Source organism: Allobosea sp. CCNWLY174, assembly GCF_037120455.1.
Taxonomy (GTDB): Bacteria; Pseudomonadota; Alphaproteobacteria; order Rhizobiales; family Beijerinckiaceae; genus Allobosea; species Allobosea lupini.
In genome coordinates, this window is the sequence record NZ_JBBBBQ010000007.1 from 282,813 (window position 1) to 299,114 (window position 16,302).

At 67.8% G+C, this 16,302-nt stretch carries 11 protein-coding genes; 6 read left to right on the forward strand and 5 right to left on the reverse strand.

Features of this window, described 5'->3' with window-relative positions; genetic code table 11:
* Positions 1-15: 15 nt before the first annotated feature.
* From V7S63_RS20670 to V7S63_RS20685, 4 genes are read left to right on the forward strand one after another with little or no spacing between them, the layout of a single operon-like run.
* Positions 16-888, forward strand: a complete 873-nt coding sequence (locus V7S63_RS20670; RefSeq protein ID WP_091833196.1) for a branched-chain amino acid ABC transporter permease — start codon at positions 16-18, stop codon at positions 886-888.
* Positions 889-890: 2 nt separating this feature from the next.
* A complete protein-coding gene (locus tag V7S63_RS20675) occupies positions 891-1,844 on the forward strand; it encodes a branched-chain amino acid ABC transporter permease (RefSeq protein WP_336531589.1) in 954 nt (317 codons plus the stop codon).
* Positions 1,844-2,629: an ABC transporter ATP-binding protein gene (locus V7S63_RS20680; RefSeq protein WP_336531590.1), complete on the forward strand. Its 786-nt coding sequence runs from the start codon at positions 1,844-1,846 to the stop codon at positions 2,627-2,629. The genes V7S63_RS20675 and V7S63_RS20680 overlap by 1 nt, the downstream gene beginning before the upstream one ends.
* Positions 2,616-3,317 carry an ABC transporter ATP-binding protein gene (locus V7S63_RS20685; RefSeq protein WP_291678406.1) on the forward strand — a complete coding sequence of 234 codons (702 nt, stop codon included), beginning with the start codon at positions 2,616-2,618 and terminating at the stop codon, positions 3,315-3,317. Before V7S63_RS20680 ends, V7S63_RS20685 begins: the two co-directional genes overlap by 14 nt.
* Positions 3,318-3,342: 25 nt before the next feature.
* On the opposite strand, the gene hmgA is transcribed toward V7S63_RS20685, so the two are convergent.
* On the reverse strand, positions 3,343-4,695 hold the full coding sequence (gene hmgA, locus V7S63_RS20690; RefSeq protein ID WP_336531591.1) for a homogentisate 1,2-dioxygenase: 1,353 nt from the start codon (positions 4,693-4,695) through the stop codon (positions 3,343-3,345).
* A 454-nt stretch (positions 4,696-5,149) separates the two neighbouring features.
* Positions 5,150-5,386: a YjiS-like domain-containing protein gene (locus V7S63_RS20695; protein WP_336531592.1), complete on the reverse strand. Its 237-nt coding sequence runs from the start codon at positions 5,384-5,386 to the stop codon at positions 5,150-5,152.
* A gap of 175 nt (positions 5,387-5,561) precedes the next feature.
* On the opposite strand from V7S63_RS20695, the gene V7S63_RS20700 reads away from it, so the two are divergent.
* Together V7S63_RS20700 and V7S63_RS20705 are read left to right on the forward strand one after the other, a co-directional pair.
* Positions 5,562-6,905, forward strand: a complete 1,344-nt coding sequence (locus V7S63_RS20700) for an aminotransferase-like domain-containing protein (protein ID WP_336531593.1) — start codon at positions 5,562-5,564, stop codon at positions 6,903-6,905.
* 89 nt (positions 6,906-6,994) lie between these two features.
* The gene (locus V7S63_RS20705; protein WP_336531594.1) at positions 6,995-8,467 is read left to right on the forward strand and encodes a protein adenylyltransferase SelO; all 1,473 of its coding nucleotides are present in this window, start codon (positions 6,995-6,997) and stop codon (positions 8,465-8,467) included.
* Between the two features lie 36 nt (positions 8,468-8,503).
* Here V7S63_RS20705 and V7S63_RS20710 read toward each other — a convergent pair whose 3' ends face one another.
* From V7S63_RS20710 to V7S63_RS20720, 3 genes are all read right to left on the reverse strand, one after another.
* The gene (locus V7S63_RS20710; protein WP_336531595.1) at positions 8,504-9,883 is read right to left on the reverse strand and encodes an L-serine ammonia-lyase; all 1,380 of its coding nucleotides are present in this window, start codon (positions 9,881-9,883) and stop codon (positions 8,504-8,506) included.
* Positions 9,884-9,964: 81 nt separating this feature from the next.
* The gene (locus tag V7S63_RS20715; protein WP_336531596.1) at positions 9,965-13,117 is read right to left on the reverse strand and encodes an efflux RND transporter permease subunit; all 3,153 of its coding nucleotides are present in this window, start codon (positions 13,115-13,117) and stop codon (positions 9,965-9,967) included.
* Complete coding sequence (locus V7S63_RS20720) at positions 13,114-16,290, reverse strand: efflux RND transporter permease subunit (protein ID WP_336531614.1); 3,177 nt, start codon at positions 16,288-16,290, stop codon at positions 13,114-13,116. Before V7S63_RS20720 ends, V7S63_RS20715 begins: the two co-directional genes overlap by 4 nt.
* Positions 16,291-16,302 lie beyond the last annotated feature (12 nt).

Below are 16,302 nucleotides of genomic sequence, written 5' to 3' on the forward strand. Positions count from 1 at the left end.
CACGGGGAGCCTAGAGTGCCCGAACTTCTCCAATACCTGTTGTCGGGCGTGACGGTTGGGGCTGTCTATGCGCTCGTCGCGCTCGGCTTCACCCTGATCTACAACGCCTCCGACGTGGTGAACTTCGCCCAGGGCGAGTTCGTCATGCTCGGCGGCATGATCACCTTCTTCGCCTGGCAGGCCGGCATCCCGCTGCCGCTGGCGGCGCTGCTCGCCATCCTCGCCGCCGCGACGATCGGCGTCCTCCTCAACAAGCTCGCGATCGAGCCGGCGCGTGGTGCGCCCGTCGCCAGCCTGATCATCATCACCATCGGCGCCTCGATCTTCCTGCGCGGCAGCGCCCAGCTCGTCTTCGACAAGCAACTCCACCGCTTCCCGAGCTTCTCCGGCGATGATCCGCTCAGGGTCTTCGGCGCGACGATGCTGCCGCAGGGGCTCTGGGTCATCGCCGGGGCGGTCGCGATCTTCGTTGTCCTGTGGCTGTTCTTCGCCCGCACGCTGACCGGCAAGGCCGTGCTCGCCACCGCCAACAACCGCATCGCGGCGAGCCTGGTCGGCATCAACCCCAATCACATGATGACGCTGAGCTTCGCCGTCTCGGCCGCGATCGGCGCGCTCGCCGGCGTGCTCGTCACCCCGATCACCCTCACCAGTTATGATCTCGGCGTCGCGATGGCGTTGAAGGGCTTCGCCGCCGCCATGCTCGGCGGCATGGGCGTTCCGGCCGGGGCGTTGATCGGCGGCCTGCTGCTCGGACTGATCGAGGCGCTGACCGCCGGCTACGTCAGTTCGGTCTACAAGGACGCGGTCGCCTTCGTGCTGATCCTCGTGATCCTGTTCGCGCGGCCTCAAGGGCTGTTCGGCCGCAAGGCGATGGACCGGGTCTGACGATGCGCCTGTCCCGAAAGCATCTGACCCTGATCGTGCTGGCGGTGCTGATCGCACTGGCGCCGGCCTTCTTCCCTTCGAATTTCTACTACCGCATCGGCGCGCTGATCTTCGTCAACGGGCTCGCCGTCACCGGCCTCGTCGTGCTGATCGGCTTCGCCGGCCAGATCAGCCTCGGCCATGCCGGCTTCGCCGGAATCGGCGCCTATGCCTGCGCGCTGGCTCCCGGCTATCTCGGTTTGCATCCCGGCCTCGCCATGCTGCTCGGCGCCGTCTTGTCGGGCGGCGTCGCCTGGCTGATCGGCCGGCCGATCCTGCGGCTCAAGGGCTATTACCTCGCTGTCGCCACGCTTGGCTTCGGCATCCTCGTCTCGATGGTGCTCGCCAACGAGGCGAAGATCACCGGTGGGCCGGACGGGCGCGAGGTCGCCGAGCTCGGCCTGCGCAGTGCGCTCGCCGCCATCGGCATCGGCCTGAGCAACGCCCAGTTCTGGTATGCCGCTACCGGCCTCTCGATGCTCGCGGGCGCCTGGATCGCGCTCAACCTGCAGGACAGCCCCTCGGGACGGGCGCTGCGTGCCCTGCACGATTCAGAGGTCGCGGCCCGCACCGTCGGCGTCGACGTCGCACGGCTGAAACTGTCGGCCTTCGTGATCTCGGCCGTCTACGCCTCGTTGTCCGGTTCGCTGCTGGCGCTGATGAACCGCTTCATCACGCCCGATGTCGCCGGCTTCCTGCACTCGGTCGAACTGGTGACGATGACCGTCTTCGGCGGCGTCGGATCGGTTCCGGGCGCCATCCTCGGCGCGGCGACGCTTACCCTGCTGCCGCAGGCGCTGACCGTGCTGCAGCAATACGAGAACCTCATTCTCGGCCTGATCATGATGCTGGTGATGATCTTCATGCGCGAGGGGCTGCTGCCCTCGATCATGCGCCGCTTGAAGGGGAGGGGCTGATGACGCTTCTCTCGGTCGAAGGGCTCGGCATCGATTTCGGCGGCCTGCGCGCCGTCAACGATGTCGGCTTCTCGGTCTCGCCCGGCGAGATCGTCTCGGTGATCGGCCCCAACGGCGCCGGCAAGACCACGCTGTTCAATATGATCTCGGGCGTCTACCAGCCGCAGCGCGGCCGGATCGCACTGGACGGGCAGGACGTCACCGGCCTGGTGCCGAACCGCCTCGCCGAGCGCGGCCTCTCCCGCACCTTCCAGAACCTGCAGATCTTCCAGCGCATGAGCGTGCTGGAGAATGCCATGACCGGCTGCCATCTCCGGGAGCGCGGGCCGATCCTCGGCGATCTCCTCAGCCTGCCGTCCTCGCGCCGCCGCAGCGCCGACGCCAGGGCGCGCGCCACCGAACTGCTGGAGCGCGTCGGCCTGGCGCGCGGCGCCGAGCGGGAGGCCTCCTCGCTCTCCTATGGCGCGCTAAAGCGCTTGGAGATAGCGCGCGCTCTGGCGCTGGAGCCGCGCATCCTTCTGCTCGACGAGCCGGCGGCCGGCTGCAACGCCGTCGAGACCGAGGAGATCGACCACCTGATCGCCGAGGTCGCCAGGTCCGGCGTCGCCATTCTCCTGGTCGAGCACGACATGAAGATGGTGATGCGTATCTCCCAGCACATCGTCGTGCTCGATCGCGGCGAGAAGATCGCGGAAGGCGCACCTGCTGCCGTCTCGCGCGATCCCAGGGTGATCGAGGCCTATCTCGGCGCGCAAGCGACGGAGGCGGGCGATGCTCTCCGTTGAGGGGCTGCGCTCGCGCTATGGCCGCATCGAGGTCCTGCACGGCGTCGATCTCGAGGTCGGCTCGGGCGAGATCGTCACCGTGGTCGGCGCCAACGGCGCCGGCAAGACGACGCTGCTGCGCTGCATCTCCGGCGTGCAGCCGGCGAGCGGCGGCGCGATCATCTTCCGCGGCGAGGCGTTGAAGGCGATTCCGGCGCATCGCCGCGTGGGGCTGGGACTTTCGCAGTCGCCGGAAGGCCGGCTGATCTTCACCAACCTGACCGTCGAGGAGAATCTGCGGCTCGGCGCCTATCTCTTCGCCGACGAGCGTGTCGAGCGCGACATGGCGGACGCCTTCGCGATGTTCCCGATCCTGAAGGAGAAGCGCAACCTGCCGGCCGGCGGCCTCTCCGGCGGCCAGCAGCAGATGCTGGCGATCGGCCGCGCCCTGATGGCCCGGCCCGCCTGCCTCCTGCTCGACGAGCCGAGCATGGGGCTCGCGCCGATCCTGGTGGCGCAGATCTTCGACGTGGTGAAAAACCTGAAGTCGCTCGGGGTCACCGTGCTGCTGGTCGAGCAGAACGCCTATGCGGCTCTCAGGATCGCCGATCGCGGCTATGTCATGGAGACCGGCCGCATCGGCTTCAGCGGCACCGCCGAGGAACTGATCGCCGATCCGCGCATCCGCGAGGCCTATCTCGGCATCTGAGGTGCCGCGCGAATGCGCTCTGTCCTCAGGGCTTGTTCGGGTCGAAATGCTTGGTCAGCTTGTGGCCGTAGCCGCCATAGTCCTGCTGCAGCGCTTCGTTCTGCGCGGCAAAGGCCGTGACCTGCTGGGGAAAACGCGTTTCGAACATGAAGGCGAGGGTGCCTTCGAGCTTGTGCGGCTTAAGCTCGACGGTGCTGGCCTTCTCGAACGCGGCGACATCCGGCCCATGCGGCAGCATCGTGTTGTGCAGGGAAATGCCGCCGGGCACAAAGCCGCCGCCGGTCTTGGCGTCGTAGACGCCGTAGACCAGCCCCATGAACTCGCTCATCACGTTCATGTGGTACCAGGGCGGGCGGAAGGTGTTTTCGGCCACCAGCCAGCGGTCGGAGAAGATGACGAAGTCGATGTTGGCGGTGCCGGGCGTCTCCGAAGGCGAGGTCAGCACGGTGAAGATCGACGGATCGGCATGGTCGTAGAGGATCGGGCCGACCGGCGAGAAGCGCCTGAGATCGTATTTGTAGGGCGCGTAGTTGCCGTGCCAGGCGACGACGTCGAGCGGCGAATGCGCGATATCGGCGGCCCAGAGATTGCCGCCCCATTTCACATACATCTTCGAGGGCGCGTCGTGGTCCTCATAGGCCGCGACCGGCGTCAGGAAGTCACGGGGATTGGCGAGGCAGTTGGCGCCGATCGGCCCGCGTTCCGGCAAAGTGAACGCGCCGCCATAGTTCTCGCAGATATAGCCGCGGGCAGGGCCATCCGTGAGCTCGACCCGAATCTTGACGCCGCGCGGGATGACCGCGATCTCGCCCGGCTCGATATCGATGATGCCGAACTCGGTCCACAGGCGTAAGGCGCCCTGCTGCGGCACGAACAGCATCTCGCCATCGGCATTGTAGAAGTACTCGTCCACCATCGAGCGCGTGATCAGGTAGACATGCGCGCCCATGCCGCCCTGGCTGCCGGCATCGCCGGCCGTGGTGATGCTATGGACGCCCTCGACGAAGGAGAGCGGCTCCGATGGGATCGGGATCGGGCTCCAGCGCAGCGGCGCGATCGGCATGTCGACCTCGCGGGCCGGTGCCGTGCGCCAGAGGCGGGTATCGACCTTCCTGAAGGTGTTCCAATGGGCGACCGTCGGCCGGATGCGATAGAGCCAGGAGCGCTCATTGGTGGTGCGCGGCGCGGTGAAGGGCGAGCCGGAGAGCTGCTCGGCATAGAGCCCGTAGGCGCATTGCTGTGGCGAGTTACGACCGAGCGGCAGCGCGCCCGGCAGGGCCTCGGTCTCGAAGCCGTTGCCGAAGCCGGACATATAGCCGGTCGCGATCGCGCTCCTGGTGGTGCCGTCCTGCGCGGCAGCCGTGTTCCGAACGTTCATGACACCCTCCCGAAAGACACGGCAGCCCTCCCGCCGCGGCTGTCCCGACGCCGGCAGGAGTTATCATATAGTTGCGTTTGTAACCATTTTTCATGTGACTAACAAGCGAGGATAGCTCGCTTCGCAGGCGCTCATGATCCGCATCATGGGCCGGCCGTTCCGGATTGGCGAGGTCTCGCCGCGCCGGCCCGAGGGGACGTCGTTCGGAAGAGGGGTAGCCTCAATGGGCGCGATGGCGGTAGCCGACCGACGGCACGGTTGGATGCGCCGCGCCAGCGACCGCTCGCGCGAGATTACCTGCCGCTCGAGCTCTGGCCGGCGGCGTTCGAGCCCCTGCCGTCCTCCTCGCCTCGGAATCAGATGACGACCGAGGACGGGCTCGGGAAGCTGCTGACCGGTCGGCCTCAATCTGACGATGATCTGCTATCCGCAGCGCGTCAGCCGCGCATGTCCGTCACATGCGCTTCCGGCCGGTGCGTGGGATGCGCCCCTGCACGGCCGCCTCGATCTGGTTTCTGGCGATGCCGATGTCGTGCAGGGCACACTCGTCGAGCTCGCGCAGGTGGTCGATCGCGCCGCGGCGCTCGAAATAGCGCACGACGGCCTGGCACCATGCGGCCGGCAAGCGGAGCCATGCCTCGGAGCGCTTTGCACTGACGAGGCGGGCGATGGTCGGCAGAACCGCAGACATGTTGGCCTCCGTTGGGCAGCACCGGGCCAGACGTCGGCAACACGCTCTCGTCACGTCGACGAGGTGATCGTCGGCCGTCGTAACCTTCGCGATTTCCGGTGCGGCTCGGTTGATGAAGGCAAAATGATCCGATACAAATATCGGATCAATGAAAACATTGATCTCGGTGCAATAAATGTCGAAATCCGACTATCTGAGGCTGGCCGACATGATCGCGGCCGATATCGCCGCCGGGACGCTCAAGCCGGGCGAGCGCCTGCCGCCGCAGCGCAACTTCGCCTATGAGCGCAAGATCGCCGTCTCGACGGCGAGCAGGGTCTATGCCGAGCTGCTGCGCCGCGGGCTCGTCGTCGGCGAGGTCGGCCGGGGCACGTTCGTCTCGGGCGAGGCCAGGCGTGGCGTCGCGGCGCCCGGCGAACCGAGCGGCACAAGGATCGATCTCGAGTTCAACTATCCGATCCTGCCGCGGCAGGCCGCTCTGATCGCCAGGAGTCTGGCCGGCCTCGATGAGGCCGCGGCGCTCGATGCCGCCTTGCGGCAGGCAACCAGCGTCGGCACGCCGGCGATCCGCAGCATTGGTGCCGCCTTCCTCTCGCAAGGCGGCTGGACTCCGGCGCCCGAGCAGCTGGTCTTCACCAGCAATGGCCGCCAATCCGTCGCTGCGGCGCTCGCCGCTCTCGTTCCGACCGGCGGCCGCTGCGGCGTCGAGGCCCTGACCTACCCCTTCATCAAGGGGATCGCCGCCCGATTGGCTATCACGCTGGTGCCTTTGGCGATGGACGAGAGTGGCATACGGCCAGACGCCGTGGAGAAAGCGCATCGCGAAGCCCATCTGTCGGCGCTCTATATCCAGCCGGCGGTCCAGAACCCGCTGGGAACGACGATGCCACAGGCGCGCCGGGCCGATCTGCTGGGGGTCGCCCAGGCGCTCGGCCTGCCGATCATCGAGGACAATGTCTATGGCTTCCTCGAGGATGGGCCGCCGCTGGCGGCGCTCGCGCCGGACTCCTGCATCGTGATCGACAGCCTGTCCAAGAAGGTCGCGCCGGGGCTGACGCTGGGCTTCGTCGTGGTGCCGCTGCGCCTGCGCGAGAGCATCAAGGCCTCGGTGCGTTCCGGCGGCTGGACGGCGACGGGGTTCGCCTTCGCGGCCGCCCAGCGGATGATGAGCGACGGCACCATCGCCGAGCTCGCCGAGGCGAAGCGCCTCGATGCCCGCGCGCGCCAGGCACTCGCGGCAGAGCGCCTCGCCGGCTTCGAGGTCCAGGCCAACAGGAACTGCTACCATCTGTGGTTGACGCTGCCGGCGCATTGGCGCTCGCAGAGCTTCGTTGCGGCCGCGGCCCGGCGCGACATCGCATTGACCCCGTCGAGCACCTTCGCGGCGACGCCTGGTCATGCGCCGAACGCGGTCAGGCTGGCTTTGGCGACGCCGAGCATGGAGCAGCTCGATCTCGGCCTGCATACGCTGGCCGCGCTCCTGCACGCCCGGGAGGACGATTTCGACTCGACGGAGTAAGCAAGGCACCGCAGGCGACGGCCGGCGGAACGGCCCGCCGGAGCTCGGCCTCATGTTGCGATGGCGCTTTCCGCGTATATCTACGATCGATGAGCCCGATCGCCTTCGACAATTCCTATGCGCGCCTGCCGGAGCGCTTCTACGCGACCGTGGCCCCGACGCCCGTGGCTGCGCCCCGGCTGATCCGGCTGAACACGCCGCTCGCACTGGACCTCGGGCTCGATCCCGACTGGCTGGAAGGCCCGGAGGGCGTGGCCATGTTGGCCGGCAACGACGTACCGGTCGGCGCAGCGTCGATCGCGACCGCCTATGCCGGCCATCAGTTCGGCGGCTTCAGCCCTCAGCTCGGCGACGGTCGGGCCATCCTGCTCGGCGAGCTGGTCGATCGGCGCGGCAGGCGCCGGGATCTCCAGCTCAAGGGATCTGGCCCGACCCCCTTCTCGCGTCGCGGCGACGGACGGGCGGCGCTGGGGCCGGTCCTGCGCGAATACATCGTCAGCGAAGCGATGGCTGCGCTGGGCATCCCGACGACACGCGCGCTAGCTGCGGTCCTGACCGGCGAGGCTGTCAGGCGCGAGACGGCCTTGCCCGGCGCTGTCCTGACCCGCATCGCCTCCAGCCATATCCGGATCGGCACCTTCCAGTTCTTCGCCGCCCGCGGCGATGTCGAGGCGCTGCGCCTGCTCGCCGACCACGTGATCGAGCGGCATTATCCGGACTGCACCGGCGATGGCCGCTATCTCGCCCTCTTCGAGGCCGTGGTTGGCGCGCAGGCCGCGCTCGTCGCGCAATGGATGACGATCGGCTTCATCCACGGCGTGATGAACACCGACAACATGTCGATCGCCGGCGAGACCATCGACTACGGGCCCTGCGCCTTCATGGATACCTATCATCCGACGACCGTGTTCAGCTCGATCGACGAGCACGGGCGCTATGCCTTCGGCAACCAGCCTCCGATCGCCCGCTGGAATCTGGCGCGCCTGGCCGAGGCGCTGCTGCCGCTGCTGGCCGACGACCCCGACAGGGGCGTGGCGATCGCGCAGGAGGCGCTCGGCCGGTTCGACCCGCAATTCCAGCAGAACCTGATCGCAGGCTTCCGTCGCAAGCTCGGCCTCGCCACCGAGGAGGCTGACGATGTCGAGCTGATCAAGGCGCTGCTCGAGACGATGCAGCGCGGCGAGGCCGATTTCACTTTGGTCTTCCGGCGCCTGAGCGAGGCGGCCGGGCGAGCTGACGGCGCGCAGGCCTGCCGCGGCCTCTTTGCCGACCCCGCCGCGTTCGATGCCTGGGACGAGCGCTGGCGCCAGCGCCTGTCGCGGGAGCCTGCATCGGCGAATGAGCGGCAGGGTGCCATGCTGGGCACGAACCCGCTGTTCATCCCGCGAAACCATCTGATCGAGGCGGCGATCCAGGCTGCCGTCGAGCGCGATGACTTCGCTCCGTTCGAGACCCTGATCGACGTTCTCTCCAGGCCTTTCGACGCGCAGCCCGGCCGTGAGGACCATGCACGCCCGCCTGCAGCACATGAGCGCGTGATCGCGACGTTCTGCGGGACTTGAGGACGTTTCCGGCGAAAGCCGGTTCGCCTTCAGGGCTCAGCATTCCGGCAGATTGACCGCCAGACCGCCGAGGCTGGTTTCCTTGAAGCGCTCGTTCATGGCTTCGCCGGTCTGGCGCATCGCCTCGATGCAATTGTCGAGCGGCATGAAATGCGAGCCGTCGCCGCGCAGGGCGAGCGAGGCAGCCGCGACCGCCTTGATCGCGCCGATGCCGTTGCGCTCGATGCAGGGCACCTGGACGAGGCCTGCCGCAGGGTCGCAGGTCATGCCGAGATGGTGTTCGAGGGCGATCTCCGCGGCGTTCTCGACCTGCTCGGGTGATCCGCCCAGTACTGCGCAGAAGCCGGCCGCCGCCATCGCCGCGGCCGAGCCGACCTCGCCCTGGCAGCCGGCCTCGGCGCCGGAGATCGAGGCGTTGTGCTTGATCAGTCCGCCGATCGCTGCGGCCGTTAGCAGGAAGTCCGGGATCTTGTCGGGCTCGGCCCCGACGCAATGGTCGAGATAGTAACGCAGCACGGCAGGCACGACGCCGGCTGCCCCGTTGGTCGGCGAGGTCACTACCCGGCCACCCGCCGCGTTCTCCTCGTTCACAGCCATGGCATAGACGCCGAGCCAGTCCGAGGCCGCATGGGGCTGGGCGCGATTGCTCTGCCGCTCTGCCTCCAGCTGCCGGTGGATCTTCGCGGCCCGGCGGCGCACGCGCAGGCCACCCGGCAATTCGCCCTCTTGGCAAAGGCCCCGCTCGATGCAGCCGTTCATCACCGCCCAGAGGCGGGCAAGGCCGTTGTCGACCTCGTCCGCCGAGCGCAGGTGGATCTCGTTGGCACGCTTCATCTGCGCGATCGAGAGGCCACTTTCGCGCGCCATGCGCAGCATCGTTGCCGCATTCGCGAACGGATAGGGCCAGGAGGATGTGGTGGCGGCGAGGGGAGGCGCCTTGCGCTCCTGCGCCGTCACCACGAAGCCGCCGCCGATCGAATAATAGGTTTCGGACAGGAGCTCGGCTCCGGCGGAATCGCGAGCGCAAAAGACGAGCCCGTTCGCATGGCCGGGCAAGGGCGGCCCGTAGTCGAAGACGATGTCGACGGCCGGGTCGAAGGCGAGCGGCGGCAGGCCGTCGAGGCGCAGCAGATGCGTTTCCCCGAGCGCATCGAGCTGACGCGCTGCCGCGTCGAAATCGAATTCGGCCGGCGTCCAGCCGAGCAGGCCGAGCGCCACGGCGCGATCCGTGGCGTGGCCCTTCCCGGTGAAGGCGAGCGAGCCGTAGAGCGTGGCGCCGACCGCCGCGGCATCCGCGCGGGACGGGTGCCGGCGCAGGAGCTCCAGGAAATGCGCCGCCGCCGTCATCGGCCCCATCGTATGCGAGGATGACGGGCCGATCCCGATCTTGAAGACGTCGAACACACTCAGGAACATCAACCGCCTCCAGCCGAGCGCGCGATCCTACACGGTCCGGGCGGGAGAGCGAGCGACGCGATCTGCGCCCGGCCGGAAGGATCAGCCTGGCGTCGTGCCGGCCGAAACCGGCTCCGGGGCGGCTGCCTCACCTTTCCGGCGCGCGCTCAGCTTGCTCATCCAGAGATAGATGATCGGCGTGGTGTAGAGCGTCAGGATCTGGCTGAGGACCAGCCCGCCGACGATCGTGATGCCGAGCGGGCGGCGCAGCTCGGCGCCTGGGCCGGTTGCGATCATCAGCGGCACCGCACCCAGCATGGCCGAGAGCGTCGTCATCAGGATGGGCCGGAAGCGCTCCAGGCAGGCCTCGAAGATCGCCTCGCGCGACGGCATCGCGCGCTGGCGCTCGGCGCTGATGGCGAAGTCGACCAGCATGATGCCGTTCTTCTTGACGATGCCGATCAGCAGGATGATCCCGATGAAGGCGATGATGGTGAGGTCGGCCCCCGCGATCCGCAGCGCGATCAGCGCGCCCAGCCCGGCCGACGGCAGGGTCGAGAGGATCGTCACCGGGTGGATCAGGCTCTCGTAGAGAACGCCGAGGATGATGTAGACCGCCAGGATCGCGACCAGGATCATCATGCCCTGGCTGCCGGCCCCTTGCGAGAACGCCTTGGCGTCGCCGGCGAATTCCGCCCGCAGCGAGGCCGGCATGTGCAGACCCTCGACGGCGGCGACGACCGCGTCGCTCGCCTCCTGCAGGCCGACGCCGGGAGCCAGATCGTAGGTGATCGTCACGGCCGGGAACTGGCCCTGATGGTTGATGACGAGCGGCGCGGTGCCGCGCTCGACCTTGACGAGGCTGCGCAGCGGCACCTGCACGCCGTTGCGGCCGGGCACATAGAGATCGAGGATGTCGTTGGGGTCGCGGCTGCGCGAAGGTGCGACCTCGAGCACGACGCGATACTGGTTGCGCGCGCCGTAGATCGTCGAGATCTGGCGCTGGCTGAAGGCGTCCGCCAGCACGTTGTCGATGGCCTGGATCGCGACGCCGAATTGCGAAGCCTTGTTACGGTCGATCACGACATTGGCCTGCAGGCCGCCCTGCTCGCGATCGGTGGAGACGTCGACGAGTTCGGGCAGGGTGCGCAGTTTCTCCAGCACCTTGGGCACCCATTCCTGCAACTCCGGCAGATCGGGATCCCAGAGCGTGAACTGGTATTGCGAACGGCCTTGCCGCCCACCGGCGCGCACATCCTGCACCGGGGTCAGGAAGATGCGCAGACCCGGAATCGAGCCGAGGCGCCCGCGCAGGCGATTGACCACCTGGGCCGAGCTCAGGCCGCGTTCCTCCAGAGGTTTCAGGCTGACGAAGAAGCGCCCGGTATTCACCGAGCCGCCGCCACCGATGAAGGAGGCGACGCCGAGGATCGCAGGATCGCTCGCGACGATCGCCGCCCCCTGCTGCTGGAGCTGCGCCATCGCCGGAAAGGAGATGTCGGTCGAAGCCTGGGTGAAACCGACGATCAGGCCGGTGTCGTCCTGCGGGAAATAGCCCTTCGGTGCGCTGCGGAACATCTGCACGGTCAGCGCTACCGTCGCGACCATCACGACCAGCATCAGCCAGCTATGCCGCAGCACGACGGTGAGCGTGCGGGCATAGAAGCCGACCATTGCCGCCAGCAGGCGCTCGACCGCCCGGTCGAAGCGGTTGGGGGCATGTGGGCCGCTCTTCAGGAAATGCGCGCAGACCATCGGCGTGACGCTGAGCGAGACCGCCGTCGAGACCAGGATGGCGAAGGTCAGCGTCAGCGTGAACTCGCGGAAGAAGCGGCCGGCGACCCCGTCCATGAAGAAGAGCGGGATGAAGGCCGCGATCAGCGAGAGGCTGATCGAGACCACGGTGAAGCCGATCTGGCCGGCGCCGAGCAAGGCGGCGCGCAGCGGCGAGATGCCCCGGGCGACGTTCCGCTCTATGTTCTCGATCATGACGATGGCGTCGTCGACGACGAAGCCGACCGAGATCGTCACCGCCATCAGCGAGAGATTGTCGAGCGTGAAGCCGGCGAGCCACATCGCGGCGAAGGTGCCTGCGATGGAGAGCGGCACGGTGACGCCGGCAGCGATGGTGAGCGTGGTGCGGCGCAGGAACAGGAAGACGACCAGCATCACCAGGGCGATGGAGATCAGCAGCGTATGCTGGATATCGGCGATCGAGGCACGGATCGTGACCGTGCGATCCGACATGATCGAGAACTGGATCCCGGCCGGCACCCAGCGCTGGATCTCGGGCAGCAACGCCTTCACCCGGTCGACGGTGTCGATGACGTTGGCGTCGGCCTGCTTGGTGATGGTGATGAGGATCGCCGGCTTGCCGTTGTACCAGCCGGCGGCGCGGCTGTTGCGCACGCCGCGCTCGACGGTCGCGACATCGGCGAGCCGGACCACCGTGCCTCTGGCCGAGCGCACGACGATATTGCCGTAATCTTCCGGCTCGCGGATCTGGTTGTTGGCGGAGAGCGTCTCGCTGCGCCGCTCGCCGTCGAAGGAGCCGACCGCGGAGACGGTGTTGGCGCCGACGATGGCGGTGCGGATCGTGTCGAGGCTCAGGCCCATGGCAGCAAGCTGGGCAGGATCGACGCGAACGCGGATCGCCGGCTGCTCGGCGCCGTTGACCGTGACCTCGCCGACGCCCTCCACCTGCGAGATGCGCTGGGCGATGACGGTATCGGCGGCGTCGTACATCGCGCTCGGCGTCATCGTGTCCGAGGTCAGGGCCAGGATCAGGATCGGCGCGGCGTTGGGGTTGGCCTTGCGGAATTGCGGCAGGGTCGGCAGGTCGCCGGGCAGATCGGTAGCAGCCGCGTTCAGCGCGGCCTGGACGTCGCGGGCGGCGCTGTCGGTGTTCCGCGTCAGGTCGAACTGCAGCACGATCGAGGTCGAACCCAGCGAGCTCGTCGAGGTGATCTCGGTGACGCCGGGGATCGAACCCAGGCGTCGCTCGAGGGGCGCGGCGACGCTGCCGGCCATCGTCGCAGGATCGGCGCCCGGCCGGCTGGCGAAGACGCGGATCGTCGGGAAGTCGACGCTGGGCAGACTCGCCACCGGCAGGAAGACATAGGCGACCATGCCGACGAGGAAGAGGCCGATCGCCATCAGCGTGGTGCCGACGGGGCGCAGGATAAAGGCGTCGGACAGGCCCCTGACCGACTTCCAGCCCTTGTCGTCATCGCTCTTGTCGGACGCCTCGCTCACTCGGCCGCCTCCGGATCAGGACGGGCCACGACGCCGTCGCGGCCGCCGCCGAGGCGCCGGCGCAGGTTCTCGAGCGCCAGATAGATCACCGGCGTGGTATAGAGGGTGAGGAGCTGGCTGAGCAGCAGGCCGCCAACGATTGTGATGCCGAGGGGCTGGCGCAATTCGCTCCCCGTTCCGGTCGCCAGTGCCAGCGGCAGGGCGCCGAGCAGCGCCGCGAGCGTCGTCATCATGATCGGCCGGAAGCGCAGCAGGCAGGCCTTGACGATGGCCTCCTCCGGCGACAGCCCCTCCTGCCGTTCGGCGTCGAGCGCGAAGTCGATCATCATGATCGCGTTCTTCTTGACGATGCCCATCAGCAGGATGATGCCGATCAGCGCGACGATCGAGAGCTCGCGGCCGGTCAGGACCAAAGCGAGCAGGGCGCCTACGCCAGCGGAAGGAAGCGTCGTCAGGATCGTGAACGGGTGGACATAGCTCTCGTAGAGGATGCCGAGGACGAGGTAGATCGTCACGATCGCGGCGAGGATCAGCCAGGGCTGATTGGCGAGGGAGCGATTGAACTCGGCGGCATCGGCGCTGAAGGCGCCGGAAATCGCACTCGGCATGCCGATCTCGCGCTCGACCGCGGCGATCATCGTGACGGCATCGCCGAGCGCTTCGCCGGGCGCGAGGTCGAAGCTGATGGTCGCGGCCGGGAACTGCTCCTGATGGGCGATGGAGAGCGGTGCCGTCTCGCGGATCAGCCGGGTGAACGACGAGAGCGGTACCTGCACGCTGTTCTGCGTCACCGTGGTGGTGCCGGCGGTGTTGGTCTGCCCCTGCGTGTTGGTGTTGCCGGTGACGTAGAGCTTCGACAGCGCGGACGGGTCGCGCAGATATTGCGGCGCAGCCTCCAGGATCACGCGATACTGGTTCGACTGCTCGTAGATCGTCGCGATCTGCCGCTGGCCGAAGGCGTCGTAGAGCGTGTCGTCGACGGCCTGGATCGAGATGCCGAGCCGGCCCGCCTTGGCCCGGTCGATCTCGACATGGGCGCGCAGCCCGCCATCCTGTGTCTCGTTGGCGACGTTGCGCACGATCGACTCGCGCCGCAGTGCCTCCGAGAGCTTGCGTGCCCATTCCATGACCTGGGCCTGCTCGGCTCCGGTCAGGGTGTACTGGTATTGCGAGCGGCTGGCGCGGGTCGTGATCTGGATGTCCTGCACCGGCTGGACATAGGCCACGAGGCCCGGGATCGCGGCGGCGGCGAGGCGCAGCCGCTCGGCGATCACCACCGCGTCGTCGCGCCGCTCGTCCTTGGGCCGCAGGGTCACCGTCAGGCGGGCGGTGTTCAGGGTGGCATTGGCCTGGCCGATGCCGAGCACGGAGACGACGCCGGTGACGTCGCCATCCTGCTCGAAGGCCTGTGTCGCCTTCTCCTGCAGCCGCTTCATCTCGACGAAGGAGACGTCCGGCGAGGATTCGAGCACGACATTGAGCAGGCCGGTGTCCTGGCTCGGCAGGAAGCCCTTGGGAATGACGATGTACATCCACACCGTCAGCACCGCCGTGGCGACAGTGGCGAGCAGCACGAGCCCGCGCGCCTTCAGCGCCCAGCCGAGCGTGATCTCGTAGAGCCGCGCCATCGCAGTGACCGGCCACTCCGCCAGCCGCATCAGCCAGTTCTCGCGCTCCTGGCCGGCACCATGGCCGCCCTGGCGCAGCATGCGGGCGCACATCATCGGCGTCAGCGTCAGCGAGACCACCGCCGAGACCACGACCGCGATGGTCAGCGTCAGCGCGAATTCGCGGAACATGCGGCCGACCAGCCCGGTCATGAACAGCAGTGGGATGAAGACCGCCACCAGCGAGACCGTCAGCGAGATCACGGTGAAGCCGATCTCCTTGGCGCCGTCATAGGCGGCGCGGAGCGGCTTCTTGCCCTGCTCCATGTTGCGCACGATGTTCTCGATCATCACGATCGCATCGTCGACGACGAAGCCGGTGCCGATGGTCAGCGCCATCAGCGAGAGATTATCGAGGCTGAAGCCGGCGAGCCACATCACCGCGAAGGTCGCGATCAGCGAGAGCGGTAGCGCGACGCCGGCGATGATCGTGGCACGCACCGTGCGCAGGAACAGCAACACCACTAGCACCACCAGCGCGCAGGCCAGAACCAGCGTGAACTGGACGTCGGCGATCGAGGCGCGGATCGTCTCGGTTCGGTCGTTGACCACCTGCAGCTCGACGCCCGCCGGCATGCCGTTGCGCAGGCGCGGAATCTCCTCTTTCACACGCGCGACCGTGGTGACGATGTTGGCGCCGGGCTGGCGCATCACGTCGAGCACGACTGCCGTCTTGCCGCGGAACCAGGCGCCGACGCGGCTGTTCTCGAGGTCCTCGAGCACCACCGCTACATCGCGCAGGAAAATCGGCGCGCCGCTGCGATAGGCAACGACGATGTCGCGATAGGCCGAGGCGCTGCCGATCTGGTCGTTGGCGCTGATCGTGTAGGCCTGATGATTGCCGTCCAGCGCGCCTTTCGATCCCGCGACATTGGCGTTGACGATGGCGGTGCGCAGGTCCTCCATGCCGAGGCCGTAGGCGGCAAGGCGAGCGAGATCGGCCTGGATGCGGATTGCCGGCCTGACGCCGCCCTCGATCGAGACATGGCCGACCCCGGAGACTTCCGAGAGGCGCGGCGAGAGCAGCGTGTCGGCGAGATCGCTGAGCTGGCGCAGCGAGACCGTCTCTGAGGTCAGCGCCAGTACCATGATCGGCGCGTCGGCCGGGTTGATCTTCGAATAGGTCGGCGGATAGGGCAGCGTGCGCGGCAAGGTCGAGCCTGCCGCATTGATCGCCGATTGCACGTCCTGGGCGGCGGCATCGATGTCGCGATCGAGATCGAATTGCAGCGTGATCTGGCTGAGCCCGAAGGAGCTCTGCGAATACATTGTCGAGAGCGCCGGGATCTGCCCGAACTGCCGCTCCAGCGGCGCCGTCACCAGCGACGCGATCGTCTCGGGGTTCGCCCCGGGAAGCTGCGTGGTGATCTGGATGGTCGGGAAATCGACCTGCGGCAGGGCCGAGACCGGCAGGCGCAGATAGCCGAGGATGCCGCAGAGCAGTACCGCGACGCCGAGCAGAGAGGTCGCGATCGGCCGGCTGATGAAAGGCGCGGACACGCTCATCGCGGCTGCCCC

Coding starts and splice junctions, on each gene's coding strand:
- V7S63_RS20705 (WP_336531594.1), top strand. CDS start 6,995: ATGAGCCCGATCGCCTTCGACAATTCCTATGCGCGCCTGCCGGAGCGC.
- V7S63_RS20675 (WP_336531589.1), top strand. CDS start 891: ATGCGCCTGTCCCGAAAGCATCTGACCCTGATCGTGCTGGCGGTGCTG.
- V7S63_RS20685 (WP_291678406.1), top strand. CDS start 2,616: ATGCTCTCCGTTGAGGGGCTGCGCTCGCGCTATGGCCGCATCGAGGTC.
- V7S63_RS20700 (WP_336531593.1), top strand. CDS start 5,562: ATGTCGAAATCCGACTATCTGAGGCTGGCCGACATGATCGCGGCCGAT.
- V7S63_RS20710 (WP_336531595.1), bottom strand. CDS start 9,883: ATGTTCCTGAGTGTGTTCGACGTCTTCAAGATCGGGATCGGCCCGTCA.
- hmgA (WP_336531591.1), bottom strand. CDS start 4,695: ATGAACGTTCGGAACACGGCTGCCGCGCAGGACGGCACCACCAGGAGC.
- V7S63_RS20720 (WP_336531614.1), bottom strand. CDS start 16,290: ATGAGCGTGTCCGCGCCTTTCATCAGCCGGCCGATCGCGACCTCTCTG.
- V7S63_RS20680 (WP_336531590.1), top strand. CDS start 1,844: ATGACGCTTCTCTCGGTCGAAGGGCTCGGCATCGATTTCGGCGGCCTG.
- V7S63_RS20695 (WP_336531592.1), bottom strand. CDS start 5,386: ATGTCTGCGGTTCTGCCGACCATCGCCCGCCTCGTCAGTGCAAAGCGC.